A 15,123-nucleotide genomic window follows, 5' to 3' on the forward strand; every position below is an offset into this window, starting at 1 on the left:
GCGCAACAAAAGGAGTCAATATGACGTTGCGAGTTGTCCCTGAAGGCCTGGCGGCGACGAGTGCGGCGGTGGAGGCGCTGACGGCGCGGTTGGCGAGTGCGCACGCGGCGGCCGCTCCGGCGATCACCGCGGTGGTGCCACCCGCGGCGGATCCGGTGTCGCTGACGACGGCAGCGGGATTCAGTGCCCAGGGCCAGCTGCACTCGGTGGTGGCCGCCGAGGGCGTCGAGGAGCTGGGCCGCGCCGGTATCGGCGTCGGCGAAGGCGGGGCGAGTTACCTCGCGGGTGACACCGCCGCGGCCGTCACGTACGGCGTCTGACAATGACCGCGCCTATCTGGATGGCGTCTCCGCCGGAGGTGCATTCGGCGTTGCTGACCGCTGGACCGGGACCGGGGCCGCTGTTGGCGGCCGCCGGTGCGTGGACCTCGCTCAGCACCGAATATGCCGACGCGGCAGCCGAACTCAGTGGGCTACTGGGGGAAGTACAGGCGGGCTCGTGGGAAGGGCCGACCGCCGAGCAATACGCGGCCGCGCACATCCCCTATCTGGCGTGGCTGATGCAGGCCAGCGCCGACAGCGCGGGGGTGGCTGCCCAGCACGAAGTCGCGGCGGCGGCCTACACCGGCGCCTTGACGGCCATGCCGACACTGGGGGAGCTGGCCGCCAACCACATGATCCACGGTGTGCTGGTGGGGACGAATTTCTTTGGGATCAACACGATTCCGATCGCGGTCAACGAGGCCGACTACGCACGGATGTGGGTCCAGGCCGCCATCACGATGAGCACCTACCAGGTGGTGTCGGACGCGGCGCTGGCCGGGGCGCCGCGGACGGACCCCGCTCCCAACGTGCTGCGTCCCGGTGCCGAGACCAACAACTTCTCGACGCTGGCCCAGCAGGGTGACTCGGATTCCGGGAACTGGTGGGAGAACCTCCTGCGGCAACTGCAGCAGTTCTTCCAGAACCTGAACGACATGATTCAGCAGTTCATGCAGAATTTGGGGCCGTTCCTGGTGGCAAACGGACCGCTGCTGTTCTTCCTCGCCTATCAGCTGGTCACCAACCTGCTCGGCTGGCCCACCTGGGGCGCGATTCTGACCGCCCCCTTCCTGATCCCACTGGTCATCGGCATCGGCGCCTACCTGTACTTGCAGAACCCGCAGGACCTGCCCGAGGTGCCGGGCGCGGTCGCGGTCCCGCCGGTGCTGCCCGCCCAGAGTTCATCCATGCCGCCGGTGGCAGCCATGGCCCCGCCGGCTGCGACGCCCGCGTCGGCTCCCGCGTCCGCACCCGCCGCGCCCGCCACCGCGGCGACCGCACCGGCACCCGCTCCGGTCGCCGGGACTTTCGGCTATCTGGTGGCCATGGGTAGCGATCCGGAAACCGGCTTCGGCCCCACCCTGGGCGGCCGCGGCGGGATTAAGGCACCGGCCGCGACCATCCCGGCGGCCGCTGCAGCGGTACCCGGCCGCGCGGCCGCGGCTCGACGACGCCGACGGGCCGCGATGCGCGATCACGGTGACGAGTTCCTCGACATGAACGTCGACGTCGATCCCGACTGGGGTGGCGCCGAGGGGGTCACGGCCGCAATGGCTTCGGGCAGTGGGGCCGGGCGGCTTGGATTTGCCGGAACCGCGCGCAAAGACGCGGATCTGCAGGCATCGGGACTGACCGAGCTGGCTGGCGATGAGTACGGCAGCGGCCCGCGGATGCCGATGGTGCCGGGAACCTGGGACCGCGACGGCGCGGGTCCCGATGAGCCCGATCAGGCGGGGGGAGGGGGCTCCGAAAGTTAGCAGTAGCGCAGTCAATAGCCGAAATCGTAAGGGACAGAAGAGAAAGGAAATGTCATGAGTCTTCTGGATGCTCACATTCCACAGTTGGTGGCCTCGCAGTCGGCGTTCAGCGCCAAGGCCGCCCTGATGCGCAGCACGATCAACGGGGCCGAGCAGGAAGCGATGGCCGCCCAGGCATTCCACCAGGGCGAGTCTTCGGCTGCGTTCCAGGCCGCGCACGCCCGGTTCGTGGAGATGGCGGCACGGGTCAACACCCTGCTGGACATCGCTCAGGCCAACCTCGGTGACGCCGCGGGCACCTATGTGGCCGCCGACGCCGCCGCCGCGTCCGGCTACACCTCGTTCTGAGCTGACCCCTAGTAACCGCGAAAGGACTTGAGATGTCGCAGATCATGTACAACTACCCGGCGATGTTGAGCCACGCCGCCGACATGTCGGGCTATGCCGGCACGATGCAGGGCCTCGGCGCCGACATCGCCACCGAGCAGGCCGCGTTGCAGAACGCCTGGCAGGGTGACACCGGTATGACCTACCAGGTTTGGCAGGCTCAGTGGAACCAGGCCATGGAGGCGTTGGTGCGCTCTTACCAGGCGATGGCCAGCACGCACGAAAACAACACCCTGGCCATGTTCGCCCGCGACACGGCCGAAGCCGCCAAGTGGGGCGGTTAGTCCTCCGTCGATGAGTGTCGAGCCCAATGCCGTCGAGCTGACGGTCGAAAACGCGTGGTTCATCGCCGAAACCGTTGGCGCGGGTACCTTTCCATGGGTTTTGGCGATCACGACGCCCTATCGCGATGCCGCGGAGCGGGACGCGTTCTTCAAAGATCAGAAGGACGAGCTGACCCGGATGGGTCTGATGGGGCCCGACGGTGTGGTGAACCGGGCGGTCGCCGACTGGATCAAGTTGGTGTGTTTTCCCGACCAATGGCTTGATCTGCGCTACGTGGGCTCCGGCGCAGCCAGCGGTGCCGGCGAGTTGCTGCGCGGTGTGGTGGCGCGGCGCGCCGGCGCCACCGGCCAGTCCGTCGTCGCGCTACGCAGCGCGCAGCTGGTCACGTTCACCGCCATGAATATCGGCGACGCGCGGGCACTGGTTCCGGTCCTCGGTGTGGGGCTGGGCCAGCGTCCGCCGGCGCAGTTCGCGGAATTCAGCATGCCGGCGCGTGTGGGAGCGCGCGCCGACGAACGACTGCGCTCCGGTGCGCCGCTGACTGAAGTCCTTGACTACCTTGGCATTCCGCAATCCGCCAGGGCAGTGGTGGAATCCGTATTCACCGGCCCGCGCACCTACGTGGAGATCGTCGCCGGTCGCCATCGCGACGGTCAGCACGCCACCACCGAAGTCGGGATGAGCATCGTCGACACCACCGCGGGCCGGATCCTGGTCAGTCCGTCCCGCGCGTTCGACGGTGAATGGGTCTCGACGTTCAGTCCGGGAACCCCGTTTGCGATTGCCGTCGCGATCGAGAACTTGACCGCCTGCCTGCCCGAGGGACACTGGTTCCCCGGTCAGCGGCTGTCGCGAGATCTATCCACCCAATACGCCTAAAACACAACAAGATAGAGAGAGAACACGATGTACCAGGCTGATTCGAGGGTCCGTTGACCTCCGGTGCGGTCATGCCGATCGTTCGCGTGGCCATCCTCGCGCACAGCAGGCTGACAGAAGTAGCCCTGCCCACCGAGCTGCCGCTGCGTGAAGTCCTGCCCGCGGTGCAGCGACTGGTGGTCCCGACGGCACAGAACGGCGACGGCGGTGACCCCGACAGTGCGCGCACCGGCGCCGTTTCCCAACTGAGCCTGGCGCCGATCGGGGGAGCGCCGTTCAGTCTGGACGCCAGCCTGGATACCGTCGGCGTGGTCGACGGGGATTTGCTTGCGCTGCAGCCGGTTCCGTCCGGTCCGGCCGCGCCCGGCATTGTCGAGGATATCGCCGACGCCGCAATGATCTTCTCGACGTCGAGACTCAAGCCGTGGGGCATCGCGCAGATCCAGCGCGGGGCGCTGCTGGCGGCGATCCTGGTGGCCTTCCTGGCCACGGGACTGGGGGTGACCTACCGGGTCGCCACCGGCGCACTGGCCGGACTGGTCGCGGTCAGCGTGATCGCGGCAGCGACCGCGATCGCCGGTTTGTTGGTCACGCTGCGTTCGGAGCGCACCGGGATGGCGCTGTCGATGGCGGCGCTGGTACCCGTCGGCGCGGCCCTCGCGTTGGCCGTGCCCGGGAAGTTCGGTGCGGCGCAGCTGGTGCTGGCCGCTGCCGGTGTGACCGCGTGGTCGCTGATCGTGCTGATGGTGCCGACCGCCGAGCGGGAACGCATCGCCGGTTTCTTCACCGCGACCGCGGTGCTGGGGGCCGGTGTCTTATTGGCTGCCGGTGTCGAATTGCTTTGGCAGCTACCGGTATTGACTATCGGCGCTGGGCTGATCGTGGTGGCTCTGCTGGTCACCATCGAGGCGGCACAGCTGTCCGCACTGTGGGCACGCTTCCCGCTGCCGGTCATCCCGGCACCGGGGGATCCGACTCCGTCGGCGCCCGCGCTTCGGGTGCTCGAGGACCTGCCGCGACGGGTGCGCATCGGGGACGCCCACCAGAGTGGCTTTATCGCCGGCGCGGTGCTGCTCAGTGTGCTGGGATCGGTGGCGATCGCGCTGCGACCCGAATCGTTGAGCGGCTGGGGCTGGTACGTGCTGGCCGCCACCGCGGCGACCTCCGTGCTGCGTGCCCGCGTGTGGGATTCGGCCGCGTGCAAGGCGTGGCTGCTGGCCCAGCCGTTCCTGGTCGCCGGTGTCCTGCTGGTGTTCTACACCTCGACCGAACGTTTCCTGGCCGCCTTCGTCGCGGCGGCGGTGCTCGTTGCGCTGGTGCTGGCGTGGGGAGTGGTGGCCCTGAACCCGAGCATCGCCTCGCCGGACACCTACTCGCTGCCGCTGCGCCGCCTGCTGGGCTTCGTCGCGACCGGCCTGGACGCTTCGCTGATTCCTGTCATCGCTTACCTGGTCGGCCTCTTCGCCTGGGTGCTCAATCGATGATTCGTGCCGGATTCGCCTGCCTCACAGCGGTGTTGGTCTTCTCGCAGGCCATCGTCCCGTGGGGCTGTCCGCAGGCATCGGCGATCGGCCAGCCCGCGGTCGACCCGGGCGTGCAGCCGCCTAGCGGCGCTGCCGGAGCGGTGCAGCCGATGGAGCAGCGCGGGCCGTGCGCCGCTTCCGGCGTCATCGGAGGCAGCGATCCCACGGCCGTGACGCCCAGTCAGGCGATGCTGAATCTGCCCGCGGCATGGCAGTTTTCCCGCGGCGAAGGTCAGCTGGTGGCGGTGCTCGACACCGGGGTGCGGCCGGGACCCCGGCTGCCGAATGTCGATCCCGGCGGCGATTTCGTGGAGACGACCGACGGCCTGACGGACTGCGACGGGCACGGCACCCTGGTCGCCGGGCTCGTCGCGGGCCAGCCTTCCTCCGAGGATGGCTTCTCGGGCGTCGCGCCCGCGGCCCGCGTGCTGGCGATCCGGACGGCGTCGGGCAAGTTCTCGCCGCGCGCACCGGGCGGCGACCCGATGGTGGCGCGGGTGTCCCTCGAGGTCGCGACGCTGGCCCGGGCGATCGTGCATGCGGCCGACCTGGGCGCACGGGTCATCGATATCTCGCAGGTCACCTGCATGGCGGCCGACCGGCCCGTCGATCAGGCCGCCCTCGGTGCGGCGATCCGCTTCGCGGCGGTGGACAAGGACGCGGTGATCGTGGCGGCGGCGGGCAACACCGGGTCCACCGGCTCGGTCGGCGGCGGAATGTCTTGCGAGTCAAACCCGCTCACCGATCTCGCCCGCCCCGACGATGCGCGGAACTGGGCGGGTGTCACGTCGGTCTCCATTCCGTCGTACTGGCAGCCCTACGTGCTGTCGGCGGCGTCCTTGACCGCGGATGGGCAGCCGTCGAAATTCACCATGTCCGGGCCGTGGGTCGGTGTCGCGGCGCCGGGCGAAAAGATCGTGTCGGTGAGCAACCGCGACGGTGGCGGCCTGGCCAACGGCCTGCCCGACGACCATCAGCAACTGAGCGCGCTAAGCGGCACCAGCTACGCGGCCGGCTACGTGTCGGGTGTCGCGGCGCTGGTCCGCAGCAAGTACCCCACCCTGTCCGCCACCGACGTGGTGCGCCGGATCACCGCGACCGCGCACAACGGTGCCCGGGCGCCGTCGAACGTCGTGGGCACCGGCAGTGTGGACCCGCTGGCAGCGCTCACCTGGGAACTGCCCGCGAGCACCGGGCCGGCCGCGACGCCGGCCAAGCCGGTCGCCGTACCCCCGGCACCTGCGCCGAAAGACAACACCCCGCGAACCGTCGCGTTCGCTGGGACCGCCGCGCTGGCGTTGATTGTCGCGGCGGTTGCCGCCGCGACCGCGATCGCCGGCGCGCGCCGACGGAAGGAGACCACCTCGTGAGCTCGATCCCGATCCCGGGGAGCGCCCGGATCGCCCTGGCGGCGTTGGCGGTAGTGCCAGCGGCGCTGGCCTACCCCTGGCACTCGACTCGTGACTACTGGCTGATCGGCGTCGCCGTCGTGGCGGTGATCGTGTTGTTCGGCTGGTGGCGCGGACTGCACTTCACCACGATTCTGCGGCGCCGGCTGGCCATCATGAGCCGCCGCTCCAACCCGACCGGGGAAGCCGACATCCAATCCGTCGTTGCCGCAAAGACAACCGCGTTGGTGCGGATCGGGCCGTCCAGTGCCGACGACGCCGTGCTGCCGCTGCAGCTGATCGCCCGATACCTGGACCGCTACGGCATCCGCGCTGACAAGGTCCGTATCACCAGCCGCGACAATGCATCCGACGCATCGCGACGCGAGACGTGGATCGGTATCACGGTGTCGGCGGCCGACAACTTGCCGGCGCTGCAGGCACGTTCATCGCGCATCCCGCTGCATGAGACCGCCGAGGTTGTCGCGCGACGGCTTGCCGACCACCTGCGCGAGATCGGTTGGGAGGCCAACGCCATCGCGTCGGATGACGTGCCGCGGTGGCTGACGGCCAATGCCCGCGAGAGCTGGCGTGCGGTGCAGCGCGGCACCTCGGATTTCGTTGCCGCATATCAGATCGTCGTCGATGCGGACCTGCCCGCGACGCTGGAGGCCATTCGGTCGCATCCGGCCCGCGAGACGTGCACCGCGCTCGAGATCGCACGCTCGGGTGAGCAGGACACGGTTGCGGTCGCGTGTGCTTTCCTCACCGATGCGCCCCCGGAGGGCGCGCCGCCGGTGGACGGGCTGATCCCGCAGCGCGGCAACCAGGCGCCGGCCCTGGCGGCACTGGATCTGTTGTCCACGCAACGACTTGACGGTCACACCGCGGAGCCCGACGGCCTGCTGGCGACCCTGGATTGGCCGACGCCGGTGACCGGCGCCCACCGCGCGGTGCGAACCGAGGCGGCTAGTTCAGCATAAAACCGTTCAGGAAGCTGGTCATCCGCCGCAGGTAGTCCAGCTGGCTGGTGTGCAGCACGTGGCTGCCCGGAAACCAGTGCAGCGCACAGCGATCCCAATGCTCCCAGAGCATGACCGCCTGTCCCGGGGGAGCCATCCGGTCGGCGAGGCCGGTGATGATCATCCGCCGGTCCTTGGGAAGTTGCGGCTGGTAGTTCAGCGGGCAATGGTAAGCCAGCCCGGCATTCAGGTCGTCGCGATTGATGTTGGACAACGCAAGCCCCAGGCCGACCATCTTGTTGGCCGGGAACCACTGGTCGAACATCGTCGCCGGCGTGACGACCGGGCAGTTGGGGATGACGGCCTCCAGCCGGTCGTCGACGGAGGCCACCAGCGCCGACGTGTAGCCGCCCAGCGAAAGGCCGGTCAGCGCAATGCGTTCGACGCCGGTGTGCCGCAAATAGTCGACGACGGACCGGAAGTCGTGCACGGCCTGGGCCATCGCTTCGGCGAAGCCGCCGAGCCCGCCGGCGAAGTAGCCGAAACCGCTGAACGGCGAGCACTTTTCGGCACGCTGGCCGTGGAACGGCAACGTAAACAGCAAGACGTCGTAGCCGGACCGGTAATACCACGGCATAGAGAAGAAGCGGCCATTGGCCAGATACGACGACCCCATGAAGCCGTGAATCACGCACAGCGTGGGACGAGGACCGTCGTCGTGGCGCCAATGCTGAGCGCGCACGATGTTGTTGGACCCCCACGCATTCCACCGCTCGCGCATCGCGGGATTGATCGCGGTGAAACTGCTGGGGAACGAGATGTTGTCGACGGTGCCGCGCGCGATCCATCGCGCGAGCGGGCCGGCGGGCCGCGACGACACCCGGGGCAGTTCGGTCGGAGCAGGGAATGACTGCGCCGGATCGTGCTCGGCGGCCAGCTCGGCGTAGAAGTTCAGGTTGGCGCGTTCGCTCCCGGACTTGCTGTGCCGCAACGTCGTGGCCACCACCGCCGGCGCGGCTGTCACGGCCAGCAGCGACGACACCCAGGTGCGCAATGCGACGTCGCCGGCGGCGCAGGCGGCGACCACCCCGCGTTCACGCGGCGGCAACGCCGACAGCGGGGGCAACCCGTCGGCGCCGGGTGGCACATCGGCACCGGGAACGTCGGGAACCGGAATGGGCGGATCGATCGGATCTGTGTCGGACCCCACGAATGCCGATGCTATCCCGGCCCGGCGCCCGATCCTGGCCATTTGACCCGATTACGGGGCCACTCGGGCGCCACGGGGGCACCATGCGGTAATACGGTTTGTCTATATCGCCGACCAGCCACGGCGTTGATCAGGAGGACCGACATGTGGGATCCAGACGTCTACCTGGCATTTGCAGACCATCGAAGCCGTCCGTTTTACGACCTGCTCTCGCGAGTGGGGGCCGAGCGGGCGCGCCGGGTCGTCGACCTGGGCTGTGGACCCGGCAACTTGACGAAATATCTCGAGAAGCGCTGGCCCGGCGCGGCCATCGAGGCCATGGACACCTCGCCGGAGATGGTGGCCGCCGCCCGGGAACGCGGAATCGATGCTTCGGTTGCCGACTTGCGGGACTGGAAGCCGAAACCCGACACCGACGTGGTGGTCAGCAACGCCGCGCTGCATTGGGTTCCCGAACATGCCGACCTGCTGGTCCGGTGGGCCGGCCAACTACCGGACCGGTCGTGGATCGCAGTGCAGATCCCGGGTAACTTCGAAACCCCGTCGCATGCCGCGGTGCGGGCCGTGGCGCGCCGCGAACACTACGCAAAGACGCTGAAAGACATACCGTTCCGGGTCGGCGCGGTGGTCCAGCCGCCGGCGCATTACGCTAATCTGCTGATGGACGCGGGGTGCCGGGTCGATGCCTGGGAGACGACCTACCTACACCAGCTGACCGGGGAACACCCAGTGCTGGAATGGATTACCGGCACCGCGCTGGTTCCGGTGCGTGAACGCCTCGACGACGCGGGCTGGGATCAGTTCCGCGAGGAGCTCATCCCGCTGCTCGACGACGCCTACCCGCCGCGGGCCGACGGCACAACGATTTTCCCGTTCCGGCGGGTATTCATCGTCGCCGAGGTCGGCGGCGCGGCCGCGGGGTAGCGGCTGTCTACTCTTCGACGCCGCGGTCGACGGCGATCGCCGACCGGTTCGCCGGTGTCGTGTGATGGATCCGTTGATACGTTTCGGTATAGCGCATCGCGATCCGGGTACCGGCGAAGTCCGAGGGGATTACGTCGCCGGTGCGCTGACGCCAATCATTAAGGCGGACAGCCAAATCCGCGGCGATCGCATCCATTCCCGGATCGCCATCGGCCAGTAGATTGGTGGTCTCGGTGGGATCGGTTCGCAGATCGTAGAGTTCGCGTTCCGGGCGCGCGGCTTTGACGAACGGTGCGACCGCCATCCCGGACGGGCTTTCTTCGATATCCCACGGTAGGTCCAGCAGCGGACGCGGCGCGTAGTTCTCGATGTAGCTGTATTCCTTTGTGCGGATTGCCCGAATCGGATCGAACGAGTCGTGATAGGTCTTCATCGTGTAGACCTGATCGCGCACCGGGTCGGCCGGCGTTTCGGGTGCAAGCAGGGCATGGGCGTGCGAGACGCCCTCGACCTCGGCGGGCACGTCGAGACCCAGCAGCTCCAGCAACGTCGGAACCAGGTCGACGCCGCTGAACAGTTCTTCGTAGACCTGGGGTGTCGCGGCCCGGTGCGCCGAAGTGGGCGGGCGGATGAGCAGCGCGATGCCTGTTCCGGCGTCGTACAGCGTGGATTTCGCCCGGGGGAAGGCCGGCCCGTGATCGGTGAAGAACACCACCCAGGTGCTGGTGTCCAGACCCGTCTCGGCCAGGGTGTCCACGATCCGGCCGACCGCGGCGTCCGCCGTGCTGATCGCGCCGTAGAAGTCGGCGAGATCGCCGCGCACCTCGGGTGTGTCGGGCAGGTAGTCCGGTGGATCGACGGCCGCGCTGTCGGCCGGCTCGTAGCGGTCCCGCGGGTAGGGGCGATGGGTCTCGAAGAATCCCGCCGTCAGCAGGAACGGCTGTCCAGCCCGCGCCGCGGCGTCGTTGCGCAGCCAATCCTGGACGCTGTCCACCACGTAGTCGCAATAGGAGTTCGACACGTCCACCTCGTCAAAACCCAGCCGCTTCGGGTAGGAAGTCTCGTGCTGCATACCGAAAAGCGCTGAGTGCCAGCCCGATTCGGACAGGATCTGGGGAAGGGTCTGGACGCCGGCGCGGTATTCCCAGCCGTGATGGGCCAGGCCGACCAGGCCGTTGCTCTGCGGGTAGCGACCGGTGAACAACGAGCCGCGCGACGGTGTGCACAGCGGAGCGGTGGCATGGGCCCGGGTGAACCGGATGCTTTCACTGGCCAGCTGGTCCATGCGCGGGCTGCTGACGTCCGGGTGGCCGTAGGCGCCGAGATAGCGCCCGAGGTCGTGCCAGTGCACGATCAGTACGTTGTCGCCGGTCACTGCCACCTCCCTACCATGCCTTGCCGACCGGCGACGATACCGCAGTCGGCTGCCAACGATCTGAATGCGTCGCCGCATCCCCGTCCGCCGAACGTGCTCTGAGGGCCGGTTTTCCGCGGTATTCCATCAGTGAGTGCACGTTCGGCGCGTGGGTATGCCAAGTCGCCGATCCCCGCGTCACGCCGGCGGGGACGGCACCGTGCTCGCCGTTCCGGTGTCCGTGGCCGGCCGGGTGTCCGGCGGCTGAGTCCAGCGGTTTTCGGAGACGAACTCCGAGAGCGGACGCGCATGCGTCCAGCCGTCGAGTTCCAGCGCCGGCCGGTCGGGGAAGTCGGGCACCGGGCCGACGCACAGGATGGCCACCGGCTCGGCACCGGCGGGCATGCCCAGCAGCTCGGCCAGGGGTTGCGGATCGAACAGCGAGACCCATCCGACCCCGAGACCTTCGGCCCGGGCCGCCAGCCACAGGTTCTGAATCGCGCAGGACACCGACGCGAGATCCATCTGCGGCAGCGTGCGCCGGCCGAAGATGTGGACGTCGCGTTTGTCGGCCAGCGCCACCACCAGCAGTTCGGCGCATTCGAGAATGCCTTCGACCTTGAGCCGCAGGAACTCCGCGCCGCGCGGTCCCAGCGCTTCCGCGGTGCGCGGGCGTTCCTCGTCGACCAGGGCGTGGATGCCGCGGCGCACCGCGTCGTCGGTGATCCGGATGAAACGCCACGGCTGCATCAACCCGACGCTGGGCGCGGCGTGCGCGGCCTGCAGCAAGCGGGCCAGCACTTCCTCGGGCACCACGGCGCCCGGCACGAACCGGCGCATGTCCCGTCGTTCGGCGATTACCCGGTAAACGACGCGACGATCTTGCGAGCTGAACGCGTGTTCGCTCACCGCGCCATCGGAGTATTCGCCGGCGGAGAATGGCATTAGCGTCAATGTATCGCGCAGTCCCACAACACCACCAAGGGAGCGTGCAGTGAAGTATTCCGACGTGCTCGAGCAGCTGCCCACCGACCGTCAGTCGGGGCGTGTCTACGGCGAACCCTTCGAGACCACCGACGGTGCCACCGTGATCACGGTCGAAAGGCCGGTCGGCGTCTTCGTCATTCGTCAGGGCCGGGCGACCTGGGTGCCCGCCGTCAACGCCAATCGCGTCGCGCTGATCGGAGTGCTCACCGGCCTGCTCGCCGCGGTCATCGGCAGCCTCGCGGTGCTCCGCCAGCCGCCGTGGCCGTTGATGACGATCACGGAGAATAGGTGACGCCGACCGCGCGGACGATGCAGTCCGGCGCCATGTCGAACGTCAACGAACGCAGCGGCAGCCCGCTGAGCACATCCGCCGGGATCGCGGTCTTGTAGAGCAGCGACAGTTCGCCGCTGAACTTGTCGTCGACCCGCGCGACGTCGACGTGTACCTCCAAACCGTCCGACGAGATCTCGGCCCGGGCCGTGCCGGTCTGCGGTGCATCCCAGGGCACGTCGACGGTCGCACCGGCCAGCTTCGGCAGCATCGACAGCGTCGCGAGTACCCGTTGCCGGGTGAGTACCAGCGAGCCCGTGTAGTAGGCGACGCTGCGCGGCAACCGCACACCGGGGATGGTGCCGCTGAACCGCCTGGTCACCGGGACGTAGTCGGCGAGGTAGAGCACGCCTTCGGTTTCGACCTGAGCATGCAGGTCCTCGGGTAGCTTGCCGATACCGAGCAACCTGCGGACAAAGACCGCCATGACGCCAGTATGACGCGGAACCGGGTGGCGTCGCCGCCGCCGAGTGTGGCGCCTATGGACGAATTTCCAGATGCGGATGTGCATAACCCCCACACTCGCCGTGGCAGACGCCCTGGTATCGCTTAGGGATGATCCGCACGCGGCTCCCGATGGCTGTTTACGCCGTTGCAGTGGCCGTCGCGGTCTACGCGCTGATGTGGGTGGGCTACCTGCAGAATTGGGGCTGGCTGCACCGGATCGATTGGTCGCTGTTGAACGCTTCGCACGACGCCGCGGTCAAGCATCCGGCGTGGCTGCGGTTCTGGGGAGTGGTGACGAATGTGCTGGGGCCGGTCCCGTTGCGGGTGCTCGACACGGTCGCGGCGGTGGCCGCGTTGGTACGGCGTGACGTGCGCGCGGCACTGGTGCTGGTGGCTTGTGGGCTGCTGAACGGATTGGTGACGCAGGCGGCCAAGAGCCTGGCGGATCGTCCGCGGCCGTCGACCATGCTGGTGCCCATTGCCCAGACGTCGTTTCCCTCGGGGCACGCGCTCGAGACGACGGCGTCCCTACTCGCCCTGCTGGCCTTCATCATGCCGATGATGAGCGCGATGCTGGGTCGCATCGCGATGTCGCTGACCGCGATCATCCTTGTGTTGGTGGGCTTTTCGCGGGTCGCCTTGAACGTGCACTACCCGTCCGACGTATTCGCCGGCTGGGCACTGGGATACCTGTACGTCCTGGTGTGTCTGGCAGTGTTTCGTCCTAAGCCGCTGCCGCGGTGGGCTTTTCGTTGATCACGGCGCCGTGACCCAACCGGGGCTAAAGCTTGACTTGACCTTGAGGTTGGCGTCGCCTGACGATGGAATGCATGCGCCGATTGCTGACTTCGCTGTGTGCTGTGGCGTGCTGCGTGTGGGCATCGCTGCTACTCGCGCCGGCGGGAACCGCCGCCCCAACGGGCAACCCGCTGGCCGGCACGCCCTGGTTCGCGAATCAGGTTGGCAATGCCACACAAGTGGTTTCGGTCGTCAGCACTGGCGGCTCCAACGCGACCATCGACATCTACCAACGCACCGCCGCCGGCTGGCAGGCGCTGCGTACCGGCGTTCCGACGCACGTGGGTTCGGCGGGGATGGCGCCGCAGGCCAAGAGCGGGGTACCGGCCACCCCGACGGGCGTGTACAGCCTCGACGCCGCGTTCGGCACCGCCCCGAACCCCGGTACCGGGTTGCCCTACACCCAGGTCTCCGGACCCAACTACTGGTGGAGCGGCGACGACCACAGCCCCACGTTCAACTCGATGCAGATGTGCCAGAAGGCGCAGTGCCCGTTCAACACCGCCGAAAGCGAGAACCTGCAGATTCCGCAGTACAAGCACGCGGTCGTGATGGGCGTCAACAAGAACAAAACCCCCGGCGGCGGTGCGGCGTTCTTCTTCCACACCACCGACGGCCAACCCACCGAGGGCTGCGTCGCGGTCGACGATGCTCAGCTGGTGTCGATCATGAAATGGCTGCGGCCGGGCGCAGTCATCGCGATCACCAAGTAACGCTCAGTCGACGGTGGCGATGGCGCGACCGGGCTTGAGCGTGAAGTTCATGCCCTCCAACGACATGGTGGCGTCGTAGGTCCGGTCGTAACCGGTGCCGCAGATCTTCCAGCCGGCATCGGTGCGCCGGTAGGTGTCGCGGTAGAAGGCGGCGCCGATCAGCATGAAGTTCAGGTCGGCGACGATCACCCGGTCCTGCAGATACCAACTGCCCGTTGCGGTGTCGCCGTCGACGACGATGTCCGGATGCGTCACCCGGTGTTCTGTGATGACGTTCGCGGGCAGCGACGTCCGCATGTACTCGACCAAGTCGGCGCGGTTGGCGAAGTGCAACTCGTTGCCGATCGACGGCCCGTAGTCGGCCTTGATGTCTTCGGCCAGGGTGTCGTTGAAATCGTCCCAGTGCTTGGTGTCCAGCGCGCGCAGATACCGGTACTTGACTTGCTTGATGGCTTCGATATCGGCCAGATCGTCGAGGGTCATCCCGTCATTGCAGCACACGGGTAACCATGTCGATCAGGGCCCGTCGTTCCAGGCTCCAATCGATGGCCGTTCCGGTGACCATCTGAGCCAGCACCACACCCCGCAGTGTGGCCCAAATGACCTCGGCCACACCCGCATTCGCCGGGTCGGTGGTGATCAGCCGGCCTAACTGGGCGATCGCGGAGTTCATCTCGAGCAGGTGGCGGCGCGAGGAATCGCCCAGGCTGCCGCGGGTTGCCCGCAGGATCTCGAACGCCGCCATCGACGTCGGGCTGCTGTAGCAACTCCACGCGGTGTCGATGACGACTTCGATGCGTTGTTGTGGCGGCAGCTCGCTGACGTCGGCCGACGACAGGCTCTCGATCAGCCGGTCCACCCCGTCGTCGACGACGGCCATCAACAGGCCGTTGCGGTCACCGAAGTGGTATTGGATCACGCCCCATGTGACGCCGGCGCGTTCGGCCACATGCTTGGCGGTGGCCGCGGCGAAGCCTTCCTCCTGGATGCAGCGGACCGTCTCGTCGATGATCTTCGCGCGGGTGTCATCGCCGCGTTTGCGCGGCGCACTGGTGCGCCGGGTCGGGCTGACCGGGCGCCCAGACGTCTGGCCTGCGGCAATGGACATTGTTGACTTTATAACATAGCCGAGTCTAT

Annotated in this window: 18 protein-coding genes; 12 read left to right on the top strand and 6 right to left on the bottom strand. The window is 67.9% G+C overall.

Annotation, left to right across the window (positions count from 1 at the left end):
- The first annotated feature begins 20 nt into the window (after nucleotides 1-20).
- From AC5Y5O_RS00280 to eccE, 8 genes are all read left to right on the top strand, one after another.
- Nucleotides 21-320, top strand: coding sequence for a PE family protein (locus AC5Y5O_RS00280; RefSeq protein ID WP_096284041.1), 300 nt, complete (start codon nucleotides 21-23; stop codon nucleotides 318-320).
- Nucleotides 321-322: 2 nt separating this feature from the next.
- A complete protein-coding gene (locus AC5Y5O_RS00285) occupies nucleotides 323-1,798 on the top strand; it encodes a PPE family protein (RefSeq protein ID WP_096284043.1) in 1,476 nt (491 codons plus the stop codon).
- Between the two features lie 54 nt (nucleotides 1,799-1,852).
- Nucleotides 1,853-2,146: a type VII secretion system protein EsxG gene (esxG, locus tag AC5Y5O_RS00290; RefSeq protein WP_096284045.1), complete on the top strand. Its 294-nt coding sequence runs from the start codon at nucleotides 1,853-1,855 to the stop codon at nucleotides 2,144-2,146.
- Nucleotides 2,147-2,178: 32 nt separating this feature from the next.
- Complete coding sequence (locus AC5Y5O_RS00295) at nucleotides 2,179-2,469, top strand: WXG100 family type VII secretion target (RefSeq protein ID WP_025736523.1); 291 nt, start codon at nucleotides 2,179-2,181, stop codon at nucleotides 2,467-2,469.
- 10 nt (nucleotides 2,470-2,479) lie between these two features.
- Nucleotides 2,480-3,349: an ESX secretion-associated protein EspG gene (locus tag AC5Y5O_RS00300; protein ID WP_096284047.1), complete on the top strand. Its 870-nt coding sequence runs from the start codon at nucleotides 2,480-2,482 to the stop codon at nucleotides 3,347-3,349.
- A gap of 71 nt (nucleotides 3,350-3,420) precedes the next feature.
- A complete protein-coding gene (eccD, locus tag AC5Y5O_RS00305; RefSeq protein WP_500023238.1) occupies nucleotides 3,421-4,833 on the top strand; it encodes a type VII secretion integral membrane protein EccD in 1,413 nt (470 codons plus the stop codon).
- A complete protein-coding gene (gene mycP, locus AC5Y5O_RS00310; RefSeq protein ID WP_500023240.1) occupies nucleotides 4,830-6,242 on the top strand; it encodes a type VII secretion-associated serine protease mycosin in 1,413 nt (470 codons plus the stop codon). Before eccD ends, mycP begins: the two co-directional genes overlap by 4 nt.
- Nucleotides 6,239-7,243: a type VII secretion protein EccE gene (gene eccE, locus AC5Y5O_RS00315; RefSeq protein WP_096284053.1), complete on the top strand. Its 1,005-nt coding sequence runs from the start codon at nucleotides 6,239-6,241 to the stop codon at nucleotides 7,241-7,243. The genes mycP and eccE overlap by 4 nt, the downstream gene beginning before the upstream one ends.
- Here the strand turns inward: eccE and AC5Y5O_RS00320 are convergent.
- A complete protein-coding gene (locus tag AC5Y5O_RS00320) occupies nucleotides 7,230-8,432 on the bottom strand; it encodes an alpha/beta hydrolase family protein (protein ID WP_243393741.1) in 1,203 nt (400 codons plus the stop codon). The two genes, eccE and AC5Y5O_RS00320, sit on opposite strands and share 14 nt — an antisense overlap.
- Nucleotides 8,433-8,576: 144 nt before the next feature.
- Between AC5Y5O_RS00320 and AC5Y5O_RS00325 the strand changes: the two genes are divergently transcribed.
- Nucleotides 8,577-9,356 (top strand): trans-aconitate 2-methyltransferase, encoded by a 780-nt coding sequence (locus AC5Y5O_RS00325; protein WP_096284058.1) that lies wholly within the window; start codon nucleotides 8,577-8,579, stop codon nucleotides 9,354-9,356.
- A gap of 7 nt (nucleotides 9,357-9,363) precedes the next feature.
- Here the strand turns inward: AC5Y5O_RS00325 and AC5Y5O_RS00330 are convergent, their stop codons facing one another.
- Together AC5Y5O_RS00330 and bluB are read right to left on the bottom strand one after the other, a co-directional pair.
- Nucleotides 9,364-10,737, bottom strand: a complete 1,374-nt coding sequence (locus AC5Y5O_RS00330) for a sulfatase family protein (protein WP_500023243.1) — start codon at nucleotides 10,735-10,737, stop codon at nucleotides 9,364-9,366.
- Nucleotides 10,738-10,908: 171 nt separating this feature from the next.
- Entirely contained in the window at nucleotides 10,909-11,655 is a 747-nt protein-coding gene (gene bluB, locus AC5Y5O_RS00335) for a 5,6-dimethylbenzimidazole synthase (protein WP_500023245.1), read from the bottom strand.
- 49 nt (nucleotides 11,656-11,704) lie between these two features.
- Between bluB and AC5Y5O_RS00340 the strand changes: the two genes are divergently transcribed.
- Nucleotides 11,705-11,989: a hypothetical protein gene (locus AC5Y5O_RS00340; RefSeq protein WP_096284064.1), complete on the top strand. Its 285-nt coding sequence runs from the start codon at nucleotides 11,705-11,707 to the stop codon at nucleotides 11,987-11,989.
- On the opposite strand, the gene AC5Y5O_RS00345 is transcribed toward AC5Y5O_RS00340, so the two are convergent.
- Nucleotides 11,973-12,455 (bottom strand): hypothetical protein, encoded by a 483-nt coding sequence (locus AC5Y5O_RS00345; protein ID WP_096284065.1) that lies wholly within the window; start codon nucleotides 12,453-12,455, stop codon nucleotides 11,973-11,975. The two genes, AC5Y5O_RS00340 and AC5Y5O_RS00345, sit on opposite strands and share 17 nt — an antisense overlap.
- Before the next feature lie 128 nt (nucleotides 12,456-12,583).
- Here AC5Y5O_RS00345 and AC5Y5O_RS00350 point away from each other — a divergent pair, with 128 nt between their 5' ends.
- Together AC5Y5O_RS00350 and AC5Y5O_RS00355 are read left to right on the top strand one after the other, a co-directional pair.
- Nucleotides 12,584-13,231, top strand: a complete 648-nt coding sequence (locus tag AC5Y5O_RS00350; protein ID WP_500023248.1) for a phosphatase PAP2 family protein — start codon at nucleotides 12,584-12,586, stop codon at nucleotides 13,229-13,231.
- A gap of 74 nt (nucleotides 13,232-13,305) precedes the next feature.
- Nucleotides 13,306-13,986, top strand: a complete 681-nt coding sequence (locus AC5Y5O_RS00355) for a L,D-transpeptidase family protein (RefSeq protein ID WP_096290825.1) — start codon at nucleotides 13,306-13,308, stop codon at nucleotides 13,984-13,986.
- 3 nt (nucleotides 13,987-13,989) lie between these two features.
- On the opposite strand, the gene AC5Y5O_RS00360 is transcribed toward AC5Y5O_RS00355, so the two are convergent.
- Nucleotides 13,990-14,469, bottom strand: a complete 480-nt coding sequence (locus AC5Y5O_RS00360; protein ID WP_207768440.1) for a nuclear transport factor 2 family protein — start codon at nucleotides 14,467-14,469, stop codon at nucleotides 13,990-13,992.
- 4 nt (nucleotides 14,470-14,473) lie between these two features.
- Nucleotides 14,474-15,094: a TetR/AcrR family transcriptional regulator gene (locus tag AC5Y5O_RS00365; RefSeq protein ID WP_096284071.1), complete on the bottom strand. Its 621-nt coding sequence runs from the start codon at nucleotides 15,092-15,094 to the stop codon at nucleotides 14,474-14,476.
- Nucleotides 15,095-15,123: the final 29 nt, after the last annotated feature.

Source organism: Mycobacterium sp. NGS40, from assembly GCF_059812735.1.

Bases quoted from the DNA above. Each gene is read 5' to 3' on its own strand.
- mycP (WP_500023240.1), top strand. From the start codon at position 4,830: ATGATTCGTGCCGGATTCGCCTGCCTCACAGCGGTGTTGGTCTTCTCG.
- AC5Y5O_RS00345 (WP_096284065.1), bottom strand. From the start codon at position 12,455: ATGGCGGTCTTTGTCCGCAGGTTGCTCGGTATCGGCAAGCTACCCGAG.
- eccD (WP_500023238.1), top strand. From the start codon at position 3,421: ATGCCGATCGTTCGCGTGGCCATCCTCGCGCACAGCAGGCTGACAGAA.
- AC5Y5O_RS00325 (WP_096284058.1), top strand. From the start codon at position 8,577: ATGTGGGATCCAGACGTCTACCTGGCATTTGCAGACCATCGAAGCCGT.
- AC5Y5O_RS00350 (WP_500023248.1), top strand. From the start codon at position 12,584: ATGATCCGCACGCGGCTCCCGATGGCTGTTTACGCCGTTGCAGTGGCC.
- AC5Y5O_RS00365 (WP_096284071.1), bottom strand. From the start codon at position 15,094: ATGTCCATTGCCGCAGGCCAGACGTCTGGGCGCCCGGTCAGCCCGACC.
- AC5Y5O_RS00300 (WP_096284047.1), top strand. From the start codon at position 2,480: ATGAGTGTCGAGCCCAATGCCGTCGAGCTGACGGTCGAAAACGCGTGG.
- AC5Y5O_RS00285 (WP_096284043.1), top strand. From the start codon at position 323: ATGACCGCGCCTATCTGGATGGCGTCTCCGCCGGAGGTGCATTCGGCG.
- AC5Y5O_RS00295 (WP_025736523.1), top strand. From the start codon at position 2,179: ATGTCGCAGATCATGTACAACTACCCGGCGATGTTGAGCCACGCCGCC.
- AC5Y5O_RS00355 (WP_096290825.1), top strand. From the start codon at position 13,306: ATGCGCCGATTGCTGACTTCGCTGTGTGCTGTGGCGTGCTGCGTGTGG.
- esxG (WP_096284045.1), top strand. From the start codon at position 1,853: ATGAGTCTTCTGGATGCTCACATTCCACAGTTGGTGGCCTCGCAGTCG.
- AC5Y5O_RS00280 (WP_096284041.1), top strand. From the start codon at position 21: ATGACGTTGCGAGTTGTCCCTGAAGGCCTGGCGGCGACGAGTGCGGCG.
- bluB (WP_500023245.1), bottom strand. From the start codon at position 11,655: ATGCCATTCTCCGCCGGCGAATACTCCGATGGCGCGGTGAGCGAACAC.
- AC5Y5O_RS00360 (WP_207768440.1), bottom strand. From the start codon at position 14,469: ATGACCCTCGACGATCTGGCCGATATCGAAGCCATCAAGCAAGTCAAG.